The 15,947-nt window shown below is 59.8% G+C and carries 15 protein-coding genes and 1 pseudogene; 11 read left to right on the forward strand and 5 right to left on the reverse strand.

Annotated elements, in window-relative coordinates; all coding sequences use genetic code 11:
* Positions 1 to 204: 204 nt before the first annotated feature.
* On the reverse strand, positions 205 to 1,137 hold the full coding sequence (locus ACP15P_RS09340; protein ID WP_424928183.1) for a ligand-gated ion channel: 933 nt from the start codon (positions 1,135 to 1,137) through the stop codon (positions 205 to 207).
* 165 nt (positions 1,138 to 1,302) lie between these two features.
* Positions 1,303 to 1,677 (reverse strand): hypothetical protein, encoded by a 375-nt coding sequence (locus ACP15P_RS09345; RefSeq protein WP_424928184.1) that lies wholly within the window; start codon positions 1,675 to 1,677, stop codon positions 1,303 to 1,305.
* Between the two features lie 369 nt (positions 1,678 to 2,046).
* Between ACP15P_RS09345 and rplU the strand changes: the two are divergent.
* From rplU to ACP15P_RS09375, 6 genes and pseudogenes are all read left to right on the forward strand, one after another.
* A pseudogene (gene rplU, locus ACP15P_RS09350) lies at positions 2,047 to 2,415 on the forward strand (50S ribosomal protein L21); the annotation flags it as partial.
* Between the two features lie 21 nt (positions 2,416 to 2,436).
* Complete coding sequence (gene rpmA, locus ACP15P_RS09355) at positions 2,437 to 2,706, forward strand: 50S ribosomal protein L27 (protein ID WP_424928185.1); 270 nt, start codon at positions 2,437 to 2,439, stop codon at positions 2,704 to 2,706.
* A gap of 77 nt (positions 2,707 to 2,783) precedes the next feature.
* On the forward strand, positions 2,784 to 3,329 hold the full coding sequence (locus tag ACP15P_RS09360) for a GNAT family N-acetyltransferase (protein WP_424928186.1): 546 nt from the start codon (positions 2,784 to 2,786) through the stop codon (positions 3,327 to 3,329).
* 23 nt (positions 3,330 to 3,352) lie between these two features.
* A complete protein-coding gene (gene obgE / locus ACP15P_RS09365) occupies positions 3,353 to 4,390 on the forward strand; it encodes a GTPase ObgE (RefSeq protein WP_424928187.1) in 1,038 nt (345 codons plus the stop codon).
* Positions 4,378 to 5,520 carry a glutamate 5-kinase gene (proB, locus tag ACP15P_RS09370; protein WP_424928188.1) on the forward strand — a complete coding sequence of 381 codons (1,143 nt, stop codon included), beginning with the start codon at positions 4,378 to 4,380 and terminating at the stop codon, positions 5,518 to 5,520. Before obgE ends, proB begins: the two co-directional genes overlap by 13 nt.
* Positions 5,517 to 6,782: a glutamate-5-semialdehyde dehydrogenase gene (locus ACP15P_RS09375; protein WP_424928189.1), complete on the forward strand. Its 1,266-nt coding sequence runs from the start codon at positions 5,517 to 5,519 to the stop codon at positions 6,780 to 6,782. Before proB ends, ACP15P_RS09375 begins: the two co-directional genes overlap by 4 nt.
* A gap of 54 nt (positions 6,783 to 6,836) precedes the next feature.
* Here ACP15P_RS09375 and mepK read toward each other — a convergent pair whose 3' ends face one another.
* Positions 6,837 to 7,394, reverse strand: a complete 558-nt coding sequence (gene mepK, locus ACP15P_RS09380) for a peptidoglycan L,D-endopeptidase MepK (RefSeq protein ID WP_424928190.1) — start codon at positions 7,392 to 7,394, stop codon at positions 6,837 to 6,839.
* A gap of 252 nt (positions 7,395 to 7,646) precedes the next feature.
* On the opposite strand from mepK, the gene ACP15P_RS09385 reads away from it, so the two are divergent.
* Genes ACP15P_RS09385 through ACP15P_RS09400 form a run of 4 tightly spaced genes read left to right on the forward strand, consistent with a single transcriptional unit; the run spans position 7,647 to position 11,971 of the window.
* A complete protein-coding gene (locus ACP15P_RS09385; RefSeq protein ID WP_424928191.1) occupies positions 7,647 to 9,353 on the forward strand; it encodes a L,D-transpeptidase family protein in 1,707 nt (568 codons plus the stop codon).
* A gap of 1 nt (position 9,354) precedes the next feature.
* Positions 9,355 to 10,422 carry a UDP-3-O-(3-hydroxymyristoyl)glucosamine N-acyltransferase gene (gene lpxD / locus ACP15P_RS09390; RefSeq protein ID WP_424928192.1) on the forward strand — a complete coding sequence of 356 codons (1,068 nt, stop codon included), beginning with the start codon at positions 9,355 to 9,357 and terminating at the stop codon, positions 10,420 to 10,422.
* 51 nt (positions 10,423 to 10,473) lie between these two features.
* The gene (locus tag ACP15P_RS09395; protein WP_424928193.1) at positions 10,474 to 10,752 is read left to right on the forward strand and encodes an acyl carrier protein; all 279 of its coding nucleotides are present in this window, start codon (positions 10,474 to 10,476) and stop codon (positions 10,750 to 10,752) included.
* On the forward strand, positions 10,745 to 11,971 hold the full coding sequence (locus ACP15P_RS09400) for a beta-ketoacyl-[acyl-carrier-protein] synthase family protein (RefSeq protein ID WP_424928194.1): 1,227 nt from the start codon (positions 10,745 to 10,747) through the stop codon (positions 11,969 to 11,971). Before ACP15P_RS09395 ends, ACP15P_RS09400 begins: the two co-directional genes overlap by 8 nt.
* A gap of 6 nt (positions 11,972 to 11,977) precedes the next feature.
* Here ACP15P_RS09400 and ACP15P_RS09405 read toward each other — a convergent pair whose 3' ends face one another.
* Positions 11,978 to 12,598: an invasion associated locus B family protein gene (locus ACP15P_RS09405; protein WP_424928195.1), complete on the reverse strand. Its 621-nt coding sequence runs from the start codon at positions 12,596 to 12,598 to the stop codon at positions 11,978 to 11,980.
* Between the two features lie 422 nt (positions 12,599 to 13,020).
* Here ACP15P_RS09405 and ACP15P_RS09410 point away from each other — a divergent pair, with 422 nt between their 5' ends.
* The gene (locus ACP15P_RS09410; RefSeq protein WP_424928196.1) at positions 13,021 to 14,601 is read left to right on the forward strand and encodes a helicase HerA-like domain-containing protein; all 1,581 of its coding nucleotides are present in this window, start codon (positions 13,021 to 13,023) and stop codon (positions 14,599 to 14,601) included.
* A gap of 21 nt (positions 14,602 to 14,622) precedes the next feature.
* Here the strand turns inward: ACP15P_RS09410 and ACP15P_RS09415 are convergent, their stop codons facing one another.
* The gene (locus ACP15P_RS09415; RefSeq protein ID WP_424928197.1) at positions 14,623 to 15,936 is read right to left on the reverse strand and encodes an HlyC/CorC family transporter; all 1,314 of its coding nucleotides are present in this window, start codon (positions 15,934 to 15,936) and stop codon (positions 14,623 to 14,625) included.
* Positions 15,937 to 15,947 lie beyond the last annotated feature (11 nt).

The following is a 15,947-nucleotide window of genomic DNA, read 5'->3' on the forward strand; positions in this document are numbered from 1 at the left end:
GTTGTTCAGCACCTGTCGCCCAAACTCCCGAAACCATTGAGCAGAGGCCGTCGTCGGGGATGCCCTCCCGGGGGGAAAGTCGGGCATGGCGTGTCGTGCCGACACGCCGGGGATGGTGGCAGGATCGTTGCCCCAGTACCCGGACAGGCATTGGAGAACGCGTTGTTCTTCGGGGTGTGTGAATCACCGCCGCGAACCTGCACCTCACCTCAGCGCAAGAACAAACACCAGCACTCCCAGCGCCACATGGACGCCAATTATCACCGCGCCCACCCGCCGGTTCAAATCCACGGCGTGCCAGGAGCCGTGATTGAGTGACCGGCGATGCACCACCAGGGTCAGGATCAGGATCTGCAAAATTACACTGAAGGTCAGCATGGACACCTGATCCACCAGCCCGAACACCGCGTCGAACCCCGTCGCGTCCTCCATGCGGTAGCGGTTGAACACGGCCGCAAACACCGATCCGGTCGTCATGCCCACCCGGGTTCCAAACTCGTCAATCGGCACAAAAACCACCAGCACGGTAATCACGAAGGCCACGAAAAATCCGGTAAATTTCTCAAACAGAAATGGCGATAGGTTGCGCTCCAGGTCAAGCGACACGGCCAGTCGCGAAAACGTAGGACGCCCGGTCCGCACCCCAAATCCGGTATCATAGGTGACATCCGTCGCCGCGAGTTCCAGCGCACCGGTCCGCCACCCCGGAGCCCGCACAAAATCCGCAACCCGCGAATCCGTGTTGTCCGGCACGAATTTTAAAACACCGATGCTGTCCGCTGCCTCGATCTGAAACACCAGCTGCTGCTCATCAAACGGATATTCCCGCACGTCGAAGGGATGATCGACGACCCCATCGAACGCGACAGCCGTATAGCTCGCTCCGTCGGGCAGGTCCCTCTGGGCAAACACCTCCGTCGACCCGGACCGAAACAGAAGCTCCATATCACTCTCCGGGTCAAACTTCCCGGCCGGATCAATGAACCACAGATACCCCGCCACGCGAAAACTGCCGTCACTCGGCTCAATCGAGGACACCGAGGTCACAAAAACCCCAACGCGGATTTCACGGGGTCCGGTCTGCGCCTGCGCCCAGACCACGGACACGAGCCATGCCAGCACACAGACCAGTAACACTGCGCCACGCCGAACGCGGGTTCCGTCTCCGGTCGCGGTCACCAACTCATACCAATGCTGTTCATGCTGTTTTTAACGGCCATCAATTCCCTCACGAACTCCTTCGAAAAGAGCAGACCGGAAACCGCCCGGCAATCTTGATCGGCATACATCATCTCCAGAGTGCTACCCGCCTTCGGGCGCAACCGCTGCCGGTGCCGTCGGCTTGACCGGAACCCGCCCGGTCTCCATTCCATCCTCATCCGACATCATCCAGACCGCCCCCGTCACAACCGCGACCAGCACCACCGTCATCCCCACCGGCAGCAGCCCGATCACCACAATCTGGCGCCCCTCCCGCCGCCAGGCGATGCCGAAAATTCCCGCAAGCGCGGCGATCCCGAACGCGACGATCTGATAGCGCGCCAGAACGTCCAGCCGCCGGAACCCGGTGTCGAGATTCCGCGGCCCCTCGACCGAAGCCGACATGTACCACGACGCCACGAATACTCCGGCCCAGAGCGCGGTCAGGAAAATGACGAAAACCAGTTTGCGTGACATGGCCTCCAAGCCCTCCTTTGCGGAATCCATACCGGGTCGGTATGGCTCCCTGTAAGGGGCATTTGCCGTGCAATTTCGGCCATTTTCGGCAAAACCCCGTGCAATCTGTGCCATTTGACTCACAATCTGTGCCACTTCACTGTCAATCTGCGCCACTTCGACAGCCGATTGGGACACTTCAGGCCCGAAACCTGACAGGTGATCTTGACAGGTGCCCCGCGTTTGGCCATATAGCCCGCTCCGGTAGGCGTCCTGCTGTCCGGAGTAATCGTATGAGCAATGCGCGCAGTTTGCAGGCGCGGGGAAAGCCCCGCAAAAACGCCGGAGATCCGGGGCCACAGGACGCGGGTAAAAGAAGGAACAACGCGGATGTTCGCGGTAATTAAGACGGGCGGCAAACAGTACAAAGTTGCCGTCAACGACATTCTCTCAGTGGAAAAACTGGCCGGTGAGGCCGGGGAAGCCGTTGAATTCGATCAGGTTTTGATGCTGGGTGGCGACAAGGTCACCGTTGGCGCCCCTCTGGTTGGTGGTGCCTCCGTCAAGGCCGAGGTGCTTGAGCAGTACCGTGGCGAGAAGGTGATCTCCTTCAAAAAACGCCGCCGGAAACACTCCTCCAAAAGCACCCGCGGCCACCGTCAGTATCTGACCCGCGTAAAAATCACCGACATCGTCGCTGGTGCGAAGAAAACCGCCAAGGCCAAAAAAGCCGAGGCCCCCGCTGAAGAAACAGCGGCCGAGTAACGAGGAGAAAGCACAATGGCACATAAAAAAGCAGGCGGCTCATCCCGTAACGGTCGCGACAGCGCCGGCCGCCGTCTTGGAATCAAGAAGTACGGCGGCGAAAAAGTCATTCCTGGCAACATCGTAGCCCGTCAGCGCGGCACCAAGTGGTGGCCGGGTGAGGGCGTCGGCATGGGCCGCGACCACACGATCTTTGCGACCGAGGAAGGCACTGTTTCCTTCCGTAAGGGCTTCAAGGGTCGTACCTTTATCTCCGTGCTCCCGGCAGCGGAAGCTGCGGAATAAGGCACAGCCGACCGACAGATCTGTCAAGAAAGGCCGGCCGGTGAGCCGGCCTTTACTGTATTGGAAGATGATTTCAGATGGACCCCGCCGAGCGCCTCCAGGATAGTATTGAGCTGAAAACCTTCGTCTTGCGCCCTCTGACGCGGGCGGATGCGGGGCTACTGGGCCTTTATGCCAGCGACCGCCGCGTGGCCGAGATGGTCAGTTCCATTCCCCATCCGTACCCTCCGGGTGCGGCCGACGCCTACCTTAACCGTGTGACGTCGGACGACCGGCAGGAGCAGGTCTGGGGCATTGATGCGGGCCAGGATGGTGAAAACGGGCTCGTGGGTGTCGTGAGCCTCAAACATCGCGATGCGGATGAGGCCGAGATCGGCTACTGGGTCGCTCCGGCCGTCTGGGGAACCGGCTACGCCAGCCAGTCCGTGGCGGCCGTGGTCGATCAGGCCAGGGCGGCGGGGCTGCGGGCTTTGACGGCAAACGCTTTTCAGGAAAATGAGGCCTCGATCAAGGTTCTCATGCGTAACGGTTTCAAATATATCGGTGAATCCGAGGTGTACTCACTGGCGCGAAACAGCAGGGTCGCGGCCTTTGACTATCGCCTCGATCTGCAAAACGACTAATCAGGGATACGGGGCGCGGGGAAATGAAGTTTTTGGATCTTGCCCGCGTCTACGTGCGCTCCGGCGCCGGCGGCAACGGCTGCGCAAGTTTTCGGCGTGAAAAATATATCGAATATGGCGGCCCCGATGGCGGTGATGGCGGCAAGGGCGGTGATGTGTATGCGGAGGCCGTCGAAGGCCTCAACACGCTGATCGACTTCCGCTACCAGCAGCATTTCTTTGCCAAAAACGGCCAGCCCGGACGGGGCAGCCAGCGCACCGGCAAGAGCGCCGATGACGTGGTCCTGAAGGTTCCCGTCGGCACCGAGATCCTTGAGGAGGACGGCGAGACGGTGATCGCGGACCTCGATCAGGTCGGTGACCGTGTGCTTCTGGCCCGTGGCGGCAATGGCGGCTGGGGCAACCTTCATTTCAAGACCGCGACCAACCAGGCACCGCGCAATGCAAATCCGGGTCAGGAAGGCGTTGAGCTGACCATTTGGCTTAGGCTTAAGCTGATCGCGGATGCGGGGCTGGTCGGTCTCCCTAATGCCGGAAAATCAACATTTTTGGCCGCGACCTCCAACGCACGCCCGAAGATAGCCGACTATCCCTTCACGACACTGCATCCGAACCTGGGCGTGGTCGGTGTGGACGGGACCGAGTTCGTGGTGGCCGACATTCCCGGTCTGATCGAGGGTGCCCATGAGGGGCGGGGGCTAGGGGATACGTTCCTCGGCCACGTGGAACGGTGTTCCGTGCTGCTGCATCTGGTGGACGCCACATCGGAGACGCTGGTCGAGGATTACCGGACGGTGCGGCAGGAGCTTGATCTCTACGGTGATATCCTCGGCAACAAGCCGGTGGTTTTGGCGATCAACAAGATCGACAGCCTCGGTGAGGACGAAATTCGTGAGGCGTCCGAGGCACTTGCGGACGCTGCCGGGATGCGTGTCCATGCAATTTCCGGCGCGGCCGGGATGGGCATTACGGATGTGTTGCGGGCCCTGCGTTCCGTGATTGATGACGCCAGGACGAAGGAGGCTGAGCCGGAAGGAGCGGATGAGCCATGGCGTCCCTGACTTCGGCCGAACGTCTCTCCCAGGCCAAAACGGTTGTCTTAAAAATTGGCTCGGCCCTGCTCGTCGACCCTGAAACGCGGGAGCCCAGGCTTCAGTGGCTTGAGGGTCTGGCTCGGGACGTGGCCGAACTGCGCCGTCAGGGGCGCAATGTCGTCATTGTGTCCTCCGGGTCGATTTCTTTGGGACGGAGCGTTCTGCGCCTGCCGGAGGGGCCATTGGCGCTGGAAAAAAGCCAGGCCGCCGCAGCGGTCGGGCAGATCAAGCTGGCGCGGGCCTATGAGATGGTGCTCGCGCCTTTTGGGATCGTGACGGCCCAGGTCCTGGTGACGCTGGAGGACAGTGAGGCGCGGCGGCGGTATCTGAATTCGCGCCGCACTTTGGAGACGCTTCTGGAACTTGGCACGGTTCCGATCGTGAACGAAAACGACACCGTCGCCACGGATGAAATCCGCTATGGCGATAATGACCGGCTGGCCGCGCAGGTGGCAAGCATGGCTGGTGCGGATATTCTGGTGCTGCTTTCTGATGTTGACGGGTTTTACAGTGCCAACCCGAAGGCTGATCCAACTGCGAAACGCTACGGCACGATTGAGGAAATCACTCCCGAGATCGAGGCCATGGCCGGTGGGCCGGGCAGCAATTATTCGAGCGGAGGCATGGCAACCAAGGTCATGGCGGCTCGGATTGCCACGAGGGCCGGGTGCTCGATGGCAATTTGTGAGGGTGCCGTGGAACGACCGGTATCGGCCCTGCTGAACGGGGCGGCCTGTACCTGGTTTGAGGCCGTTGGCGACCCTCATGTGGCACGCAAACGCTGGATTACGGGCATGAAACCCCGTGGACGCATCATGGTCGACAGTGGGGCCGTATCCGCGCTGGCCTCGGGCAAGTCGCTGCTCTCGGCGGGCGTGACGGAAGTGATTGGATCGTTTTCCCGGGGGGATCCGATTGATATTGTTGACGGGACCGGCACGGTCATCGCCCGCGCGCTTGCGGGTTATGGTGCCGTGGATGCAAGAAAAATCATGGGTCACAGATCGTCGCGGATACCGGAGCTTCTCGGATTTCAGGGGCGTGCCGAGGTGATACACCGCAACGACATGGTGATGCAGTTGGGAGTAAGGACATGAATGAAATAACCGAAATCAGATCCCTGATGCGGGATATGGGAGAACGCGCCCGGGCGGCCGCGTCGGTTCTGTCCACTTCCCCACCAGAGACGAAGAAAGCCGCGCTTCTGGCTGCTGCGGATGCGATCATGACTGACGTCGCCGCAATCATGGAAGCAAACGGCGTTGATATGGAGGGCGGCCGGGCCAAGGGTCTGAGTTCCGCGATGCTCGACCGCCTGCTGCTGGATCAGGGGCGGATCGAGGCCATGGCCGGGGGGCTCCGCTCCATTGCGGAGCAGGACGATCCCGTAGGTGAGGTGATGGCCGAATGGGACCGCCCGACAGGTCTGCACATCCGCAGGGTCCGTACGCCCATTGGCGTGATTGGCGTGATTTTTGAGAGCCGACCCAACGTGACGGCGGATGCCGGTGCCCTGTGCCTGAAGGCCGGCAACGCCGTGATTCTGCGCGGCGGGTCCGAGGCCGCGAAGTCCAACGCGGCGATCCATGCGGCTCTGGTCAAGGGGCTCAAGAGCGCAGGCCTGCCGGAAGACAGCATCCAGCTTGTTCCAACCACGGACCGCGCGGCGGTGGGTGAGATGCTGACCATGACGGACCATATCGACGTTATCGTGCCCCGCGGCGGCAAGGGTCTGGTTGGACGGGTACAGCAGGACGCCCGCGTGCCGGTGTTTGCGCATCTGGAAGGCATCGTTCACATCTATATCGACCGCTCGGCCGATATGGAGAAGGCGCGGGCGGTCATCTTGAACGCAAAAACCCGCCGGACCGGGATCTGCGGCGCGGCGGAGTGTCTGCTGATCGACCGTGCGTTTTATGAGGGTGAGGGCGCACCGTTCATCAACGACCTGGTGTCTGCCGGTGTTGAGGTGCGCGGCGATGATGAGCTTTTCTCCATTCGCGGCGTGGTTCCGGCGGGCGAGGATGACTGGGGGCGTGAGTTCCTCGACATGATCATCGCGGCCCGGATCGTGGATGGCGTGGACGATGCGGTGGTGCATATCCGCAAATATGGCTCCAATCACACGGACTGCATCATCGCGGAAGACGACGCTGTTGCGGATACTTTTTTCCGGAACCTCGACAGCGCGATTCTGATGCGTAACGCCTCCACCCAGTTCGCGGATGGCGGCGAGTTTGGCATGGGCGCGGAGATTGGCATTGCGACCGGTAAGCTGCATGCGCGTGGTCCGGTCGGGGCCGAACAGCTGACCAGCTTCAAATATCTTGTTGAGGGGAACGGAACGGTCCGGGCCTGAATCAAAAAAGCCGGAAGTCTGACTTCCGGCTTTTTCGTTTGGAAAGGTTCGGGATCAGCCGCGCCAGGTGCGGATCGGGCCACAGTCCATATGGACGAAGTTTGAGCGCGCGTAGGTGCCAACACCGCCGCCGTTGCAGGACTTAGCGGCACCGGCAATCTGGTTAACGGAACGGCCGCGGAGACGGACATCCGCGGCCATGGCCTGCATGTGATAGGAATTTTGTGCGGCCCCGCGCAGCATGCGGTTGGTCCTGGGGGTGCGGTAGCCGGAAATCATGAGATAAGGCTCGTCGGTATCCATTTTTTTGCTGGAGGCCGCGAGAATGTCGAGGTTGCGCGGATCGTAATCCTTGACCGCATTCTGACGCCAGTCACGCATAAAGTAGCTTATTTCTGCCATTACTTCGGGAATGTACTTTCCATTCGCATAGTAAATGGTGTCGATGGATTCTCCGGTACGCTGACTGTACATTCTGATACGACGAATATCGCCAGCCTGCCGAAGAAAGCCGAACGTTTTCGAGTATACCGGTGCTGCTGCTACTGTTGCAATTCCAGTGAACACGCCAAGGAACTGCCTGCGGGACGGACGAAAATTGTCACTGTCCATTTTTTTATTGCCTCATTACTGCTCTCGAGCGACTTTTTTTCGCGCTCCTGTTATATAGATGCCACAGTCAGCAGCTTTTTCCAAGTACTGATTGTTAACCGATCATGCGTAAGCAGAAATCTGCCAAAGTGGTTAATCTATGGTTAGCGCGTGCCAATCATGGTAAAAAAAGTCAACGGTCCATCGGTTGCTTCGTTAGGATCGCACTCATATTTGTCGGGCAAGAAGACAAAAAACTGAAAAGAGGCGGAGATGGAATTTTCCATTTTAAGGGTCACAGCCGGGGCAGTTCTGCTGGGATCTTCGATTGTCGGTGTCCAGGATCTGCAGGCGCAGGCGCTGGCCCCCGAAGAAGCGGCGCCGGTTACGGAAACCGCGCTGGAACAGGCACCCGTGTTTACGCCGGAACAGGCGGAACTGATGTACGGGATTTCAAGGCTGGAGCCCGGGCGCCGGGAAGCGGTCGAGGAATTCTATGCTCTGCGGGATTTTGAGTTTTTCTGGTCTGAAAACATGGAATTGCTCGCGGAGGCCGTGGCGGAAGCGCCGATACATGGCCTGCCGGCAGACCGCTATGAATTTGCCGTCGTGACCTTGGCAGAGGCTTCCGATCCGGCGGCGCTCGTTCGCGCCGAGATGGCTGCGATGGATGTGTTTTTGCAACTCGCAGGGGATCTGTCCGCGGGTATTTTGACGCCGATCTCGCTGGACGAGGAGATGGCGGTCAAAACCGTTCGTGCTGATGATGCGGATATTCTGAAGCGTCTTTCCAGTTCAACGGTGGACCAGGTGCTGGCGGACATGGAGCCGCAGGCGCCGGAATACCGCGAACTGATTGCGGAGCATCTGCGTCTTCGCTCAATGCTTGAGAGCAACCCCTGGGGCGCGAAGATGCCCACGGGCGAGACACTGCATCCGGGTGACCGGGACATGCGGGTGGTGGACCTGCGCGGACGGTTGCAGCGTCTGGGCTATGGTCCGGAGCAAAGTGTTGAAGATCCGGAGGTTTTTGACGACGCCCTGGCAGCGGAGGTGAAGACATTCCAGCGGGATTACGGCCTGATCGACGATGGTGTCGCGGGCTTCCGCACCTTCCAGGCGATGAACGCGTCGCCGGAGGACCGCCTGAAGCAGGTTTTGGTCAATCTCGAGCGCATGCGCTGGTTGAACCACGATCTTGGCGAGCGGCGGATCATGGCAAACATCCCGGACTATTCCGCTACCATGTATATTGGGGACACGCCGGTCTGGCATTCTCGTACGGTTGTTGGTGATGCCGAGGAAACCCGGACGCCGGAATTCTCCGACGAAATGACCTATATGGTGGTCAATCCGACCTGGCACATTCCCGACAGCATCGCGACGCGGGTCTACCTGCCGAAGCTTCGCAAGGATCCCACGGTTCTCGATCGGAACGGAATGAGCCTCTACACCAGATCGGGCAAAAAGATTGACCCGCGGCTGGTGAACTTTGCGCAGTATTCCGACGAGAGCTTCCCGTTCCGGGTGAAGCAGAACCCGAGCCTGGACAATGCGCTTGGGCGCGTGAAATTCATGTTCCCCAACGAGTTCTCGATTTATCTGCACGACACGCCGGCGCAGAGCTATTTCAAGAAGGACGCACGGGCATTTTCCAACGGCTGTGTGCGGTTGGAGCAGCCGATTGATCTGGCGCTTGAACTGCTTGACGGTCAGTATGATAACCCGCAGGCATCATTTGATGGCTGGCTGCAGACCAAAAAGGAACGGCACGTAAACCTTGAGAAACCGGTTGAGGTTCACCTGGTTTACCGTACGGTCTGGAGCGATCCGGAGGACGGTATCCGGTACCGCGCGGACATCTATGGACGCGATGCGACGGTGTTCAATGCACTTGCGGCCAAGGGTGTTGACCTGAGCGGTGATGCGGCGGCGTGGGCGCAGCATGGAGCTTTGCAGGCTGCGGAAAATAGGGGCTGACATGATATCCATTGCCGAACTGGCCAAAGCCCTGGGGTCGGATGCCGCCGGGGATGACAAACTCATGGTGTCCGGCGCGGCAGAGCCTGGCACGGCCCAGCGGCACGAGGTCGCACTCGCCATGAGCCCGGAGTTTGCGGACGAACTGAAGAATGGCGCGGCTGAAGCGGCCATTTTGTGGCCCAATGCCGACTGGCAGGCCATGGGACTAAAGGCCGCGATTTTTGCTCCGCGTCCGCGCTATGTGCTCTCGGGTGTGACGGAGGTGTTCGACCATCCTTTGCACGTGGAGGACGGCATCAGTTCAATGGCCGTTATTGATCCGTCTGCCGAGATTGGCGAAGGCGCGTCCATTGGACCGTTCGTCGTGATCCGAGGCAATGTGAAGATCGGCAGGGGATGCCGTATTCTGCCGCACGTGATGATTTCGGAGAACGTGCAGATTGGCGATGACGCGCTGCTCCATGCGGGTGTCAAGATCGGTGCGCGTGTCAGGATTGGCGACCGGTTCATTGCCCAGCCCGGTGCGGTGCTTGGCGGAGACGGGTTCTCATTCGTGACGCCGACTCCGGGTGTTGTTGACGAAGCACGGTCCACAGGTGCGATTACGTCGCAGGACCAGGAGTCATATGTCCGGATCAATTCGCTTGGCGCGGTCGTGGTCGGTGATGACGTTGAGGTGGGGGCGAATGCCTGCATCGACCGTGGCACGATCCGCGACACGTCCATCGGAAACGGCACCAAAATCGATAACCTCGTTCAGATTGGCCACAATGTTCAGGTTGGCCATACCTGCCTGATCTGCGGTCATTCGGGCATTGGCGGGTCGACGCGTATCGGTGACCGGGTGGTCATTGGGGGCGCGGCCTCGATTGCCGATCACCTCCATATTGGCAACAATTCGGTGATTACCGGGAATTCCGGCGTGGCCAGCAATGTGGGCGAAAACCGTATCATGATGGGCTATCCGGCAGTGCGGATGGACCAGAACGTGTCCATGTACAAGGCGCTCCGTCGGCTGCCCCGGATTCTTGACAAGTTCATGACAGATCAGAAACAGGTTCCCTAGCCGCCCGCAAAGCCGTAAACCACTGTTGCGAACGTGACTGATGGAGTTAACATGTCGGATACGGCAACTTTGACGGTAAGTGACCGGCTGATGCACATTCTGGCCGAGCAGGCCATTGTCGACCGCAGCGAGATCAGCCCTTCCTCCACGCTGGAAGACCTCGGAATTGATTCCGTGGCTCTCGTGGAGGTGATATTCTCCATTGAGGAAACTTTTGATATCGCGGTGCCCTTCAACGCCAATGAGGCGGAGTCCGGGGAGTTCGATATCAGCTCGGTGGGTGGAATGATCAAGGCCGTAGAGGATCTGATCTCTTCCCGGAATGACTGATCTGTCTACCAGGCGCGTGGTCATTACCGGCGAGGGCGCGTTCAACGCTCTCGGTAAGACCGCAGCGGAAACCTGCGATGCCATGAAAAATGGACGGTCGGGTATCGGGCCTCTGGATTTTCCGGGGGTGGAACGCCTGTCCATTCGTATCGGCGGTCAGGTGACCGGGTATGATCCCGCGGAGTTTTTCAGCCGACAGCAGCTTACGCTTTTCGACCCATTTACCCAGTTCGCCATGATTGCGGCCGGTGAGGCCATCACGCAGTCCGGGCTGGAATTTGAGGATGCGGAGTTGTCCGAACGGTCGGGCGTGATCCTTGGGACATCCGGCGGCGGATTGCAGACGCAGGATGAAAACTACCGGCTTGTTTATGAGGAAGGCAAAAACCGCGTACATCCGTTTGTGGTGCCGCGCCTGATGAACAACTCTGCGGCTAGTCACGTGTCGATGGCCCATAACCTTCAGGGGCCGACTTTCACTGTTGCGAGCGCCTGTTCGTCGTCGAACCATGCCATGGGTCAGGCCTTTGCGCTTATCAAAAGCGGTCAGGCCGATGTGATTGTGACTGGCGGCAGCGAGAGCATGCTGTGCTTTGGTGGCATCAAGGCGTGGGAAGGTCTGAGGGTGATGTCCAAAGATGGGTGCCGTCCGTTCTCAGCCAACCGCAACGGTATGGTGCAGGGCGAGGGGGCCGCGGTCTTCATTTTTGAGGATTATGAACATGCCCGCGCGCGCGGCGCGAATATTCTTGCGGAGGTGACGGGCTTTGCGATGAGTTCGGATGCGTCCGATATTGTGACACCCAACATTCGTGGTGCCATCCGTGCGATGCGGGGTGCGTTGCGGAGCGCGGGTCTGAACCCGGAAAGCGTCGGTTACATCAATGCTCACGGTACCGGGACGGCGGCGAATGACCGGACTGAATGCGCGGCGGTGCGTGAGGTATTTGGTGCGCACGCCGACAACCTGATGATTTCCTCCACCAAGTCGATGCACGGCCATTTGATTGGCGGGACGGGGGCGGTGGAACTGCTGGCCTGCGTGATGGCGTTGCGGGAGGGTGTGGTCGCGCCGACGATCAATCACGAGGAGTTCGATCCGGACTGCGACCTGGACGTGGTGCCCAATGAGGCGCGTGAGGCGCGCGTTACGGCCGCCATGAGCAACGCATTCGCCTTTGGTGGGCTGAATGCGGTGCTGCTTCTGACGGCCGTATAGAGGGCGTTACTGCTGGGGCTGTTGCTGCGATGCGTTGCTCAGCGGTTCCAGTTCGTTGAACGCGGCGGTGAAGCCGTCCAGTGACAGGTTCAGAATGATTTCCTGCGCCGGGTTCGACATGGACCGGAGGCTGACCAGCCCCTGTTGACCGGCCTTGAGGTCGTTCAGGAACTCCTCGTCAAATGCGAAGCGGGAAAAACACCCGGCCCCGTCACACCATACGAAGGGAAACTGTCGGGGATCGTTGTCATCGACCTGCATGACGAGGCCCGCTGTGAGCAGGGTGCCAAGAGGTGTGAGAACGGTGACGCCCGCTTTGGCCGGTGTGTCGTCCTCGATCCGGACGATGTTGAAATCCGCAACGGGCTGGTTCCGGTAGTTCAGCGCCACCTGGTACATGTAGCAGTCGCTCTCGTCCGGTGCGCACAGGACCTGCCAGTCGCCATGGGTCGATTTGACCTGAATACGGGATTCCGCTGCGGCAGGATCACCTGCGGGTGGTGTTGCCGGAGTGCTTCCGGTTTCCGCTGCCGGTGTTTCGGTTTCCGTTGTGTCCTGGGCCATCGCGCCGGATGCGATGAAGAGGGCCGCGATTGCCGCGGTCGTAGCCTGTAACATGTGTTTCATTTGCCGCTCGCGTCCTTCCTTTGATGAAAGATCTTTGAGTGTGCGAAATCGCACCCCGCAGACATGGAGTCAACAGCGGCGCACGGGTGCTCAGGAGGCTGTTACAAGTGAAAAGGGCGCGGCAACGCCACACCCTTTTCCCGCATTTTGCGACTTTCCCTGTCGGACTTGCCGAACTTCGTGGCGGAAAGCTAGAACGCGATTCCCCATCGGTCAAGTGCTTTGGAACGTTGGAATAATCAAAATATTTGTCTGATTTTCATGACATTCAGCCAAAAAAAGGCCGGTGAAGTTCACCGGCCAAGTTCAACAGGGAGGAAGTCGCGTGTCCCTTGACCAAACGGTGCCGGGACACATTGATGAAACTAAATTCAAATGATTAACATAGTGTTTCCAGAAAATTTTATGAGTGGAAGCGGTCAATGGCGGATGACGGGATTTTTGTTGGCGGCGGAGGACCGTCCTACGGCGAACCGCGTGAACTGCTGCTTCGATACGCAAACCGGCATGGTTTGATCACCGGAGCCACCGGTACGGGCAAGACCGTTACGCTGCAGATACTGGCCGAAGGGTTCTCGGCCGCCGGAGTGCCGGTGTTCGTGCAGGACGTGAAGGGTGACGTGTCGGGACTTTCCCAGCCCGGCGAGGGTGAGGGCAAGCTGCATGAGGCGCTGACCGGGCGGGCAACCACCATTGGAATGCCCGATTTTGGTTATCAAAACTATCCGACCGTGTTCTGGGATCTCTTCGGTGAAACCGGGCATCCCGTTCGCACGACCGTCAGTGAGATGGGGCCGCTGCTTCTGTCGCGCATGATGGACCTGACGGAGGCCCAGGAGGGTGTTCTCAATATCCTGTTCCGTGTGGCGGATGAACAGGGCCTGGCGCTTCTCGATCTTAAGGATCTGCAGTCTATGCTGGTCTGGCTCGGTGACAATGCCAGTGAGGTTGGGCGGACCTATGGCAATATTGCCTCCGCGTCGGTGGGGGCCATTCAGCGCAACCTTCTGGTGTTGGAAAATCAGGGGGCGAACCAGTTTTTTGGAGAGCCGTCGCTGTCCCTGTCCGATTTTATTGCGACCGATGAGGGGATGGGCCGGATCAACGTGCTGATGTCGGACCGGCTGATGCAGTCGCCGCGGCTCTACGCGACCTTCCTGCTTTGGCTCTTGTCCGAGCTGTTCGAGGAACTGCCCGAGGTGGGCAATCCGGACAAACCAAAAATGGTGTTTTTCTTCGATGAGGCGCATCTTCTGTTCAAGGACGGATCGGACGCGCTGACGGAGAAGGTGGTTCAGGTTGTCCGGCTGATCCGGTCCAAAGGAGTCGGGGTCTATTTCGTGACCCAGAACCCGGATGACGTTCCGGGTGATGTTCTGGCGCAGCTGGGGAACCGGATCCAGCACGCGCTGCGCGCCTACACGCCACGTGACAAAAAGGCCCTGCGGCAGGCGGCGGAGACGTTCCGGCCCAATCCTGATTTTGACACGGAAGAAGCGATCCAGAATGTGGGGACCGGTGAGGCGGTTGTGTCGCTTCTGGAGGACAAGGGTGTGCCGGCGATGGTCAGCCGCACTCTGATCCGGCCTCCAAAGTCCCGCATGGGCCCGATCACCGACGAAGAGCGTGCCGCGTCCATTTCAGCGTCGCCCATGGCGGGTCGCTATGACGTGGCCATTGACCGTGAATCCGCCTCCGAGATCCTGGCGAAACGGGCTGATGAGGCGGCAAGTGAGGCGGAGGACCTGGAACGCAAGGCCGCCGAGGAGGACGAGGCCGCGAAACGGGTCAAGGAACTTGAGGCGGAACTGAGGAAGTACAGGGCCCCCGCGGGGTCCCGGTCGAAACCTGGAACCGGGAGCAGCTATTCCCGGTCCAGCCGGTCACCCAGTTCGCCTTCGCTCGGTGCGGAACTGGCCAAAACCGTGGTGAAACAGCTAAACTCACGACAGGGCAAAGCCCTGGTGCGCGGTATTCTTGGATCGCTGTTTAAAGGTCGGTAAGGGACCAGAGCGCCCCTTGTGCTACAGCAGTTTGCGGACGCGGATGCGGGTGAGGCGGTTGTTTTCACGTTCCAGCACCTCGAACCGGAAGCCGTGGAAACTGAACACCTGACCGGCATTGGGGATGGCCTGTGCCTCGTGGATGACGAGCCCGGCGATGGTGTTGGCCTCCTCATCCGGGAGCGACCAGTCACAGTCGCGGTTAAGGTCGCGGATCGTCACGCCACCATCGACCTCGACCGATCCGTCGTCGTTGGGCTCAATCCCTGAGGATTTCTGCGTGTCATGCTCGTCGGTAATGTCGCCGACGATTTCCTCGATAATGTCCTCAAGCGTGATGAGCCCGTGCAGGGCGCCGTACTCGTCAACGACGAGGGCAAAATGTGAACGGCGCAGAAGGAAGGCACGCATCTGTTCGTCGAGAGGCGTGGTCTCGGGCACGAAGTAGGGCTCCATCGCCACTTCCTCGATGTTCAGCTCGCTAAAGTCGGCAGGCGACTCGCGGCTGTCGAGGCCGAGCTGGTGGACGGCACGGGAAAGGTCCTTGGCGTGCAGCACACCAATGATGTTTTCCGGGTCCTCGCGGTAGAGCGGGATGCGGGTGTGCTGGGATTCCAGTGCCTTTGCGAGGATCTCCGCCGGGGGCAGGTCCGCGTCGATCATTTCAATTTCTCGGCGGTGGAGCATGACTTCCTCCACCCTGCGTTGGCCAAGGTCCAGTGCGCCGAGCAGGCGGTCCCGATCGTCTTTTTCCACAGCGCCCTCGGAGTGGTGGAGGGCAATCGCTCCGGCGATTTCTTCCTGGGCGGCCAGAAAATGCGCCTCCGGGTCGGTGCTGACGCCAAATACGCCCAGTATGGTGCGAACCAGGGCTCGGACTGCATTCACGACAGGAGAAAGGACCACAACAACGCCGCGTATCAGGGGAGAGACGCGCGCCGCCATCGTCTCTGCATTGGTGATGGCGTAGGTTTTGGGCAGTACTTCGGAAAACACCAGCACAAGGCCGGTCATTACCAGCGTGGCAATGGCGACCGCGCCCTCACCCAATAGCACCGTGAAAAACATGGTCGCGAGCGATGTCGCGAGGATGTTGACGAGGTTGTTTCCGAGCAGAATGGCCCCGATCAGGCGTTCCTTGTCCTCGATCAGCTTCAGGGCCACGCCCGCACCACGGTCGCCCTTGCCGTCCATGGAGTGGAGTTTGCCGCGCTTGGCCGTGGTCAGGGCCGTCTCCGACCCGGAAAACACGGCCGAAAGACATAACAGCACCAGAATTGCGATTCCCGTTATGACGATCGGCCAGAACGACGTGGCCGCTTCTGCGGTTTCCATAACTTTTGAGC

Origin of the sequence: Amaricoccus tamworthensis (genome assembly GCF_049800875.1) — a bacterium.
GTDB classification, from domain to species: Bacteria; Pseudomonadota; Alphaproteobacteria; order Rhodobacterales; family Rhodobacteraceae; genus Amaricoccus; species Amaricoccus tamworthensis.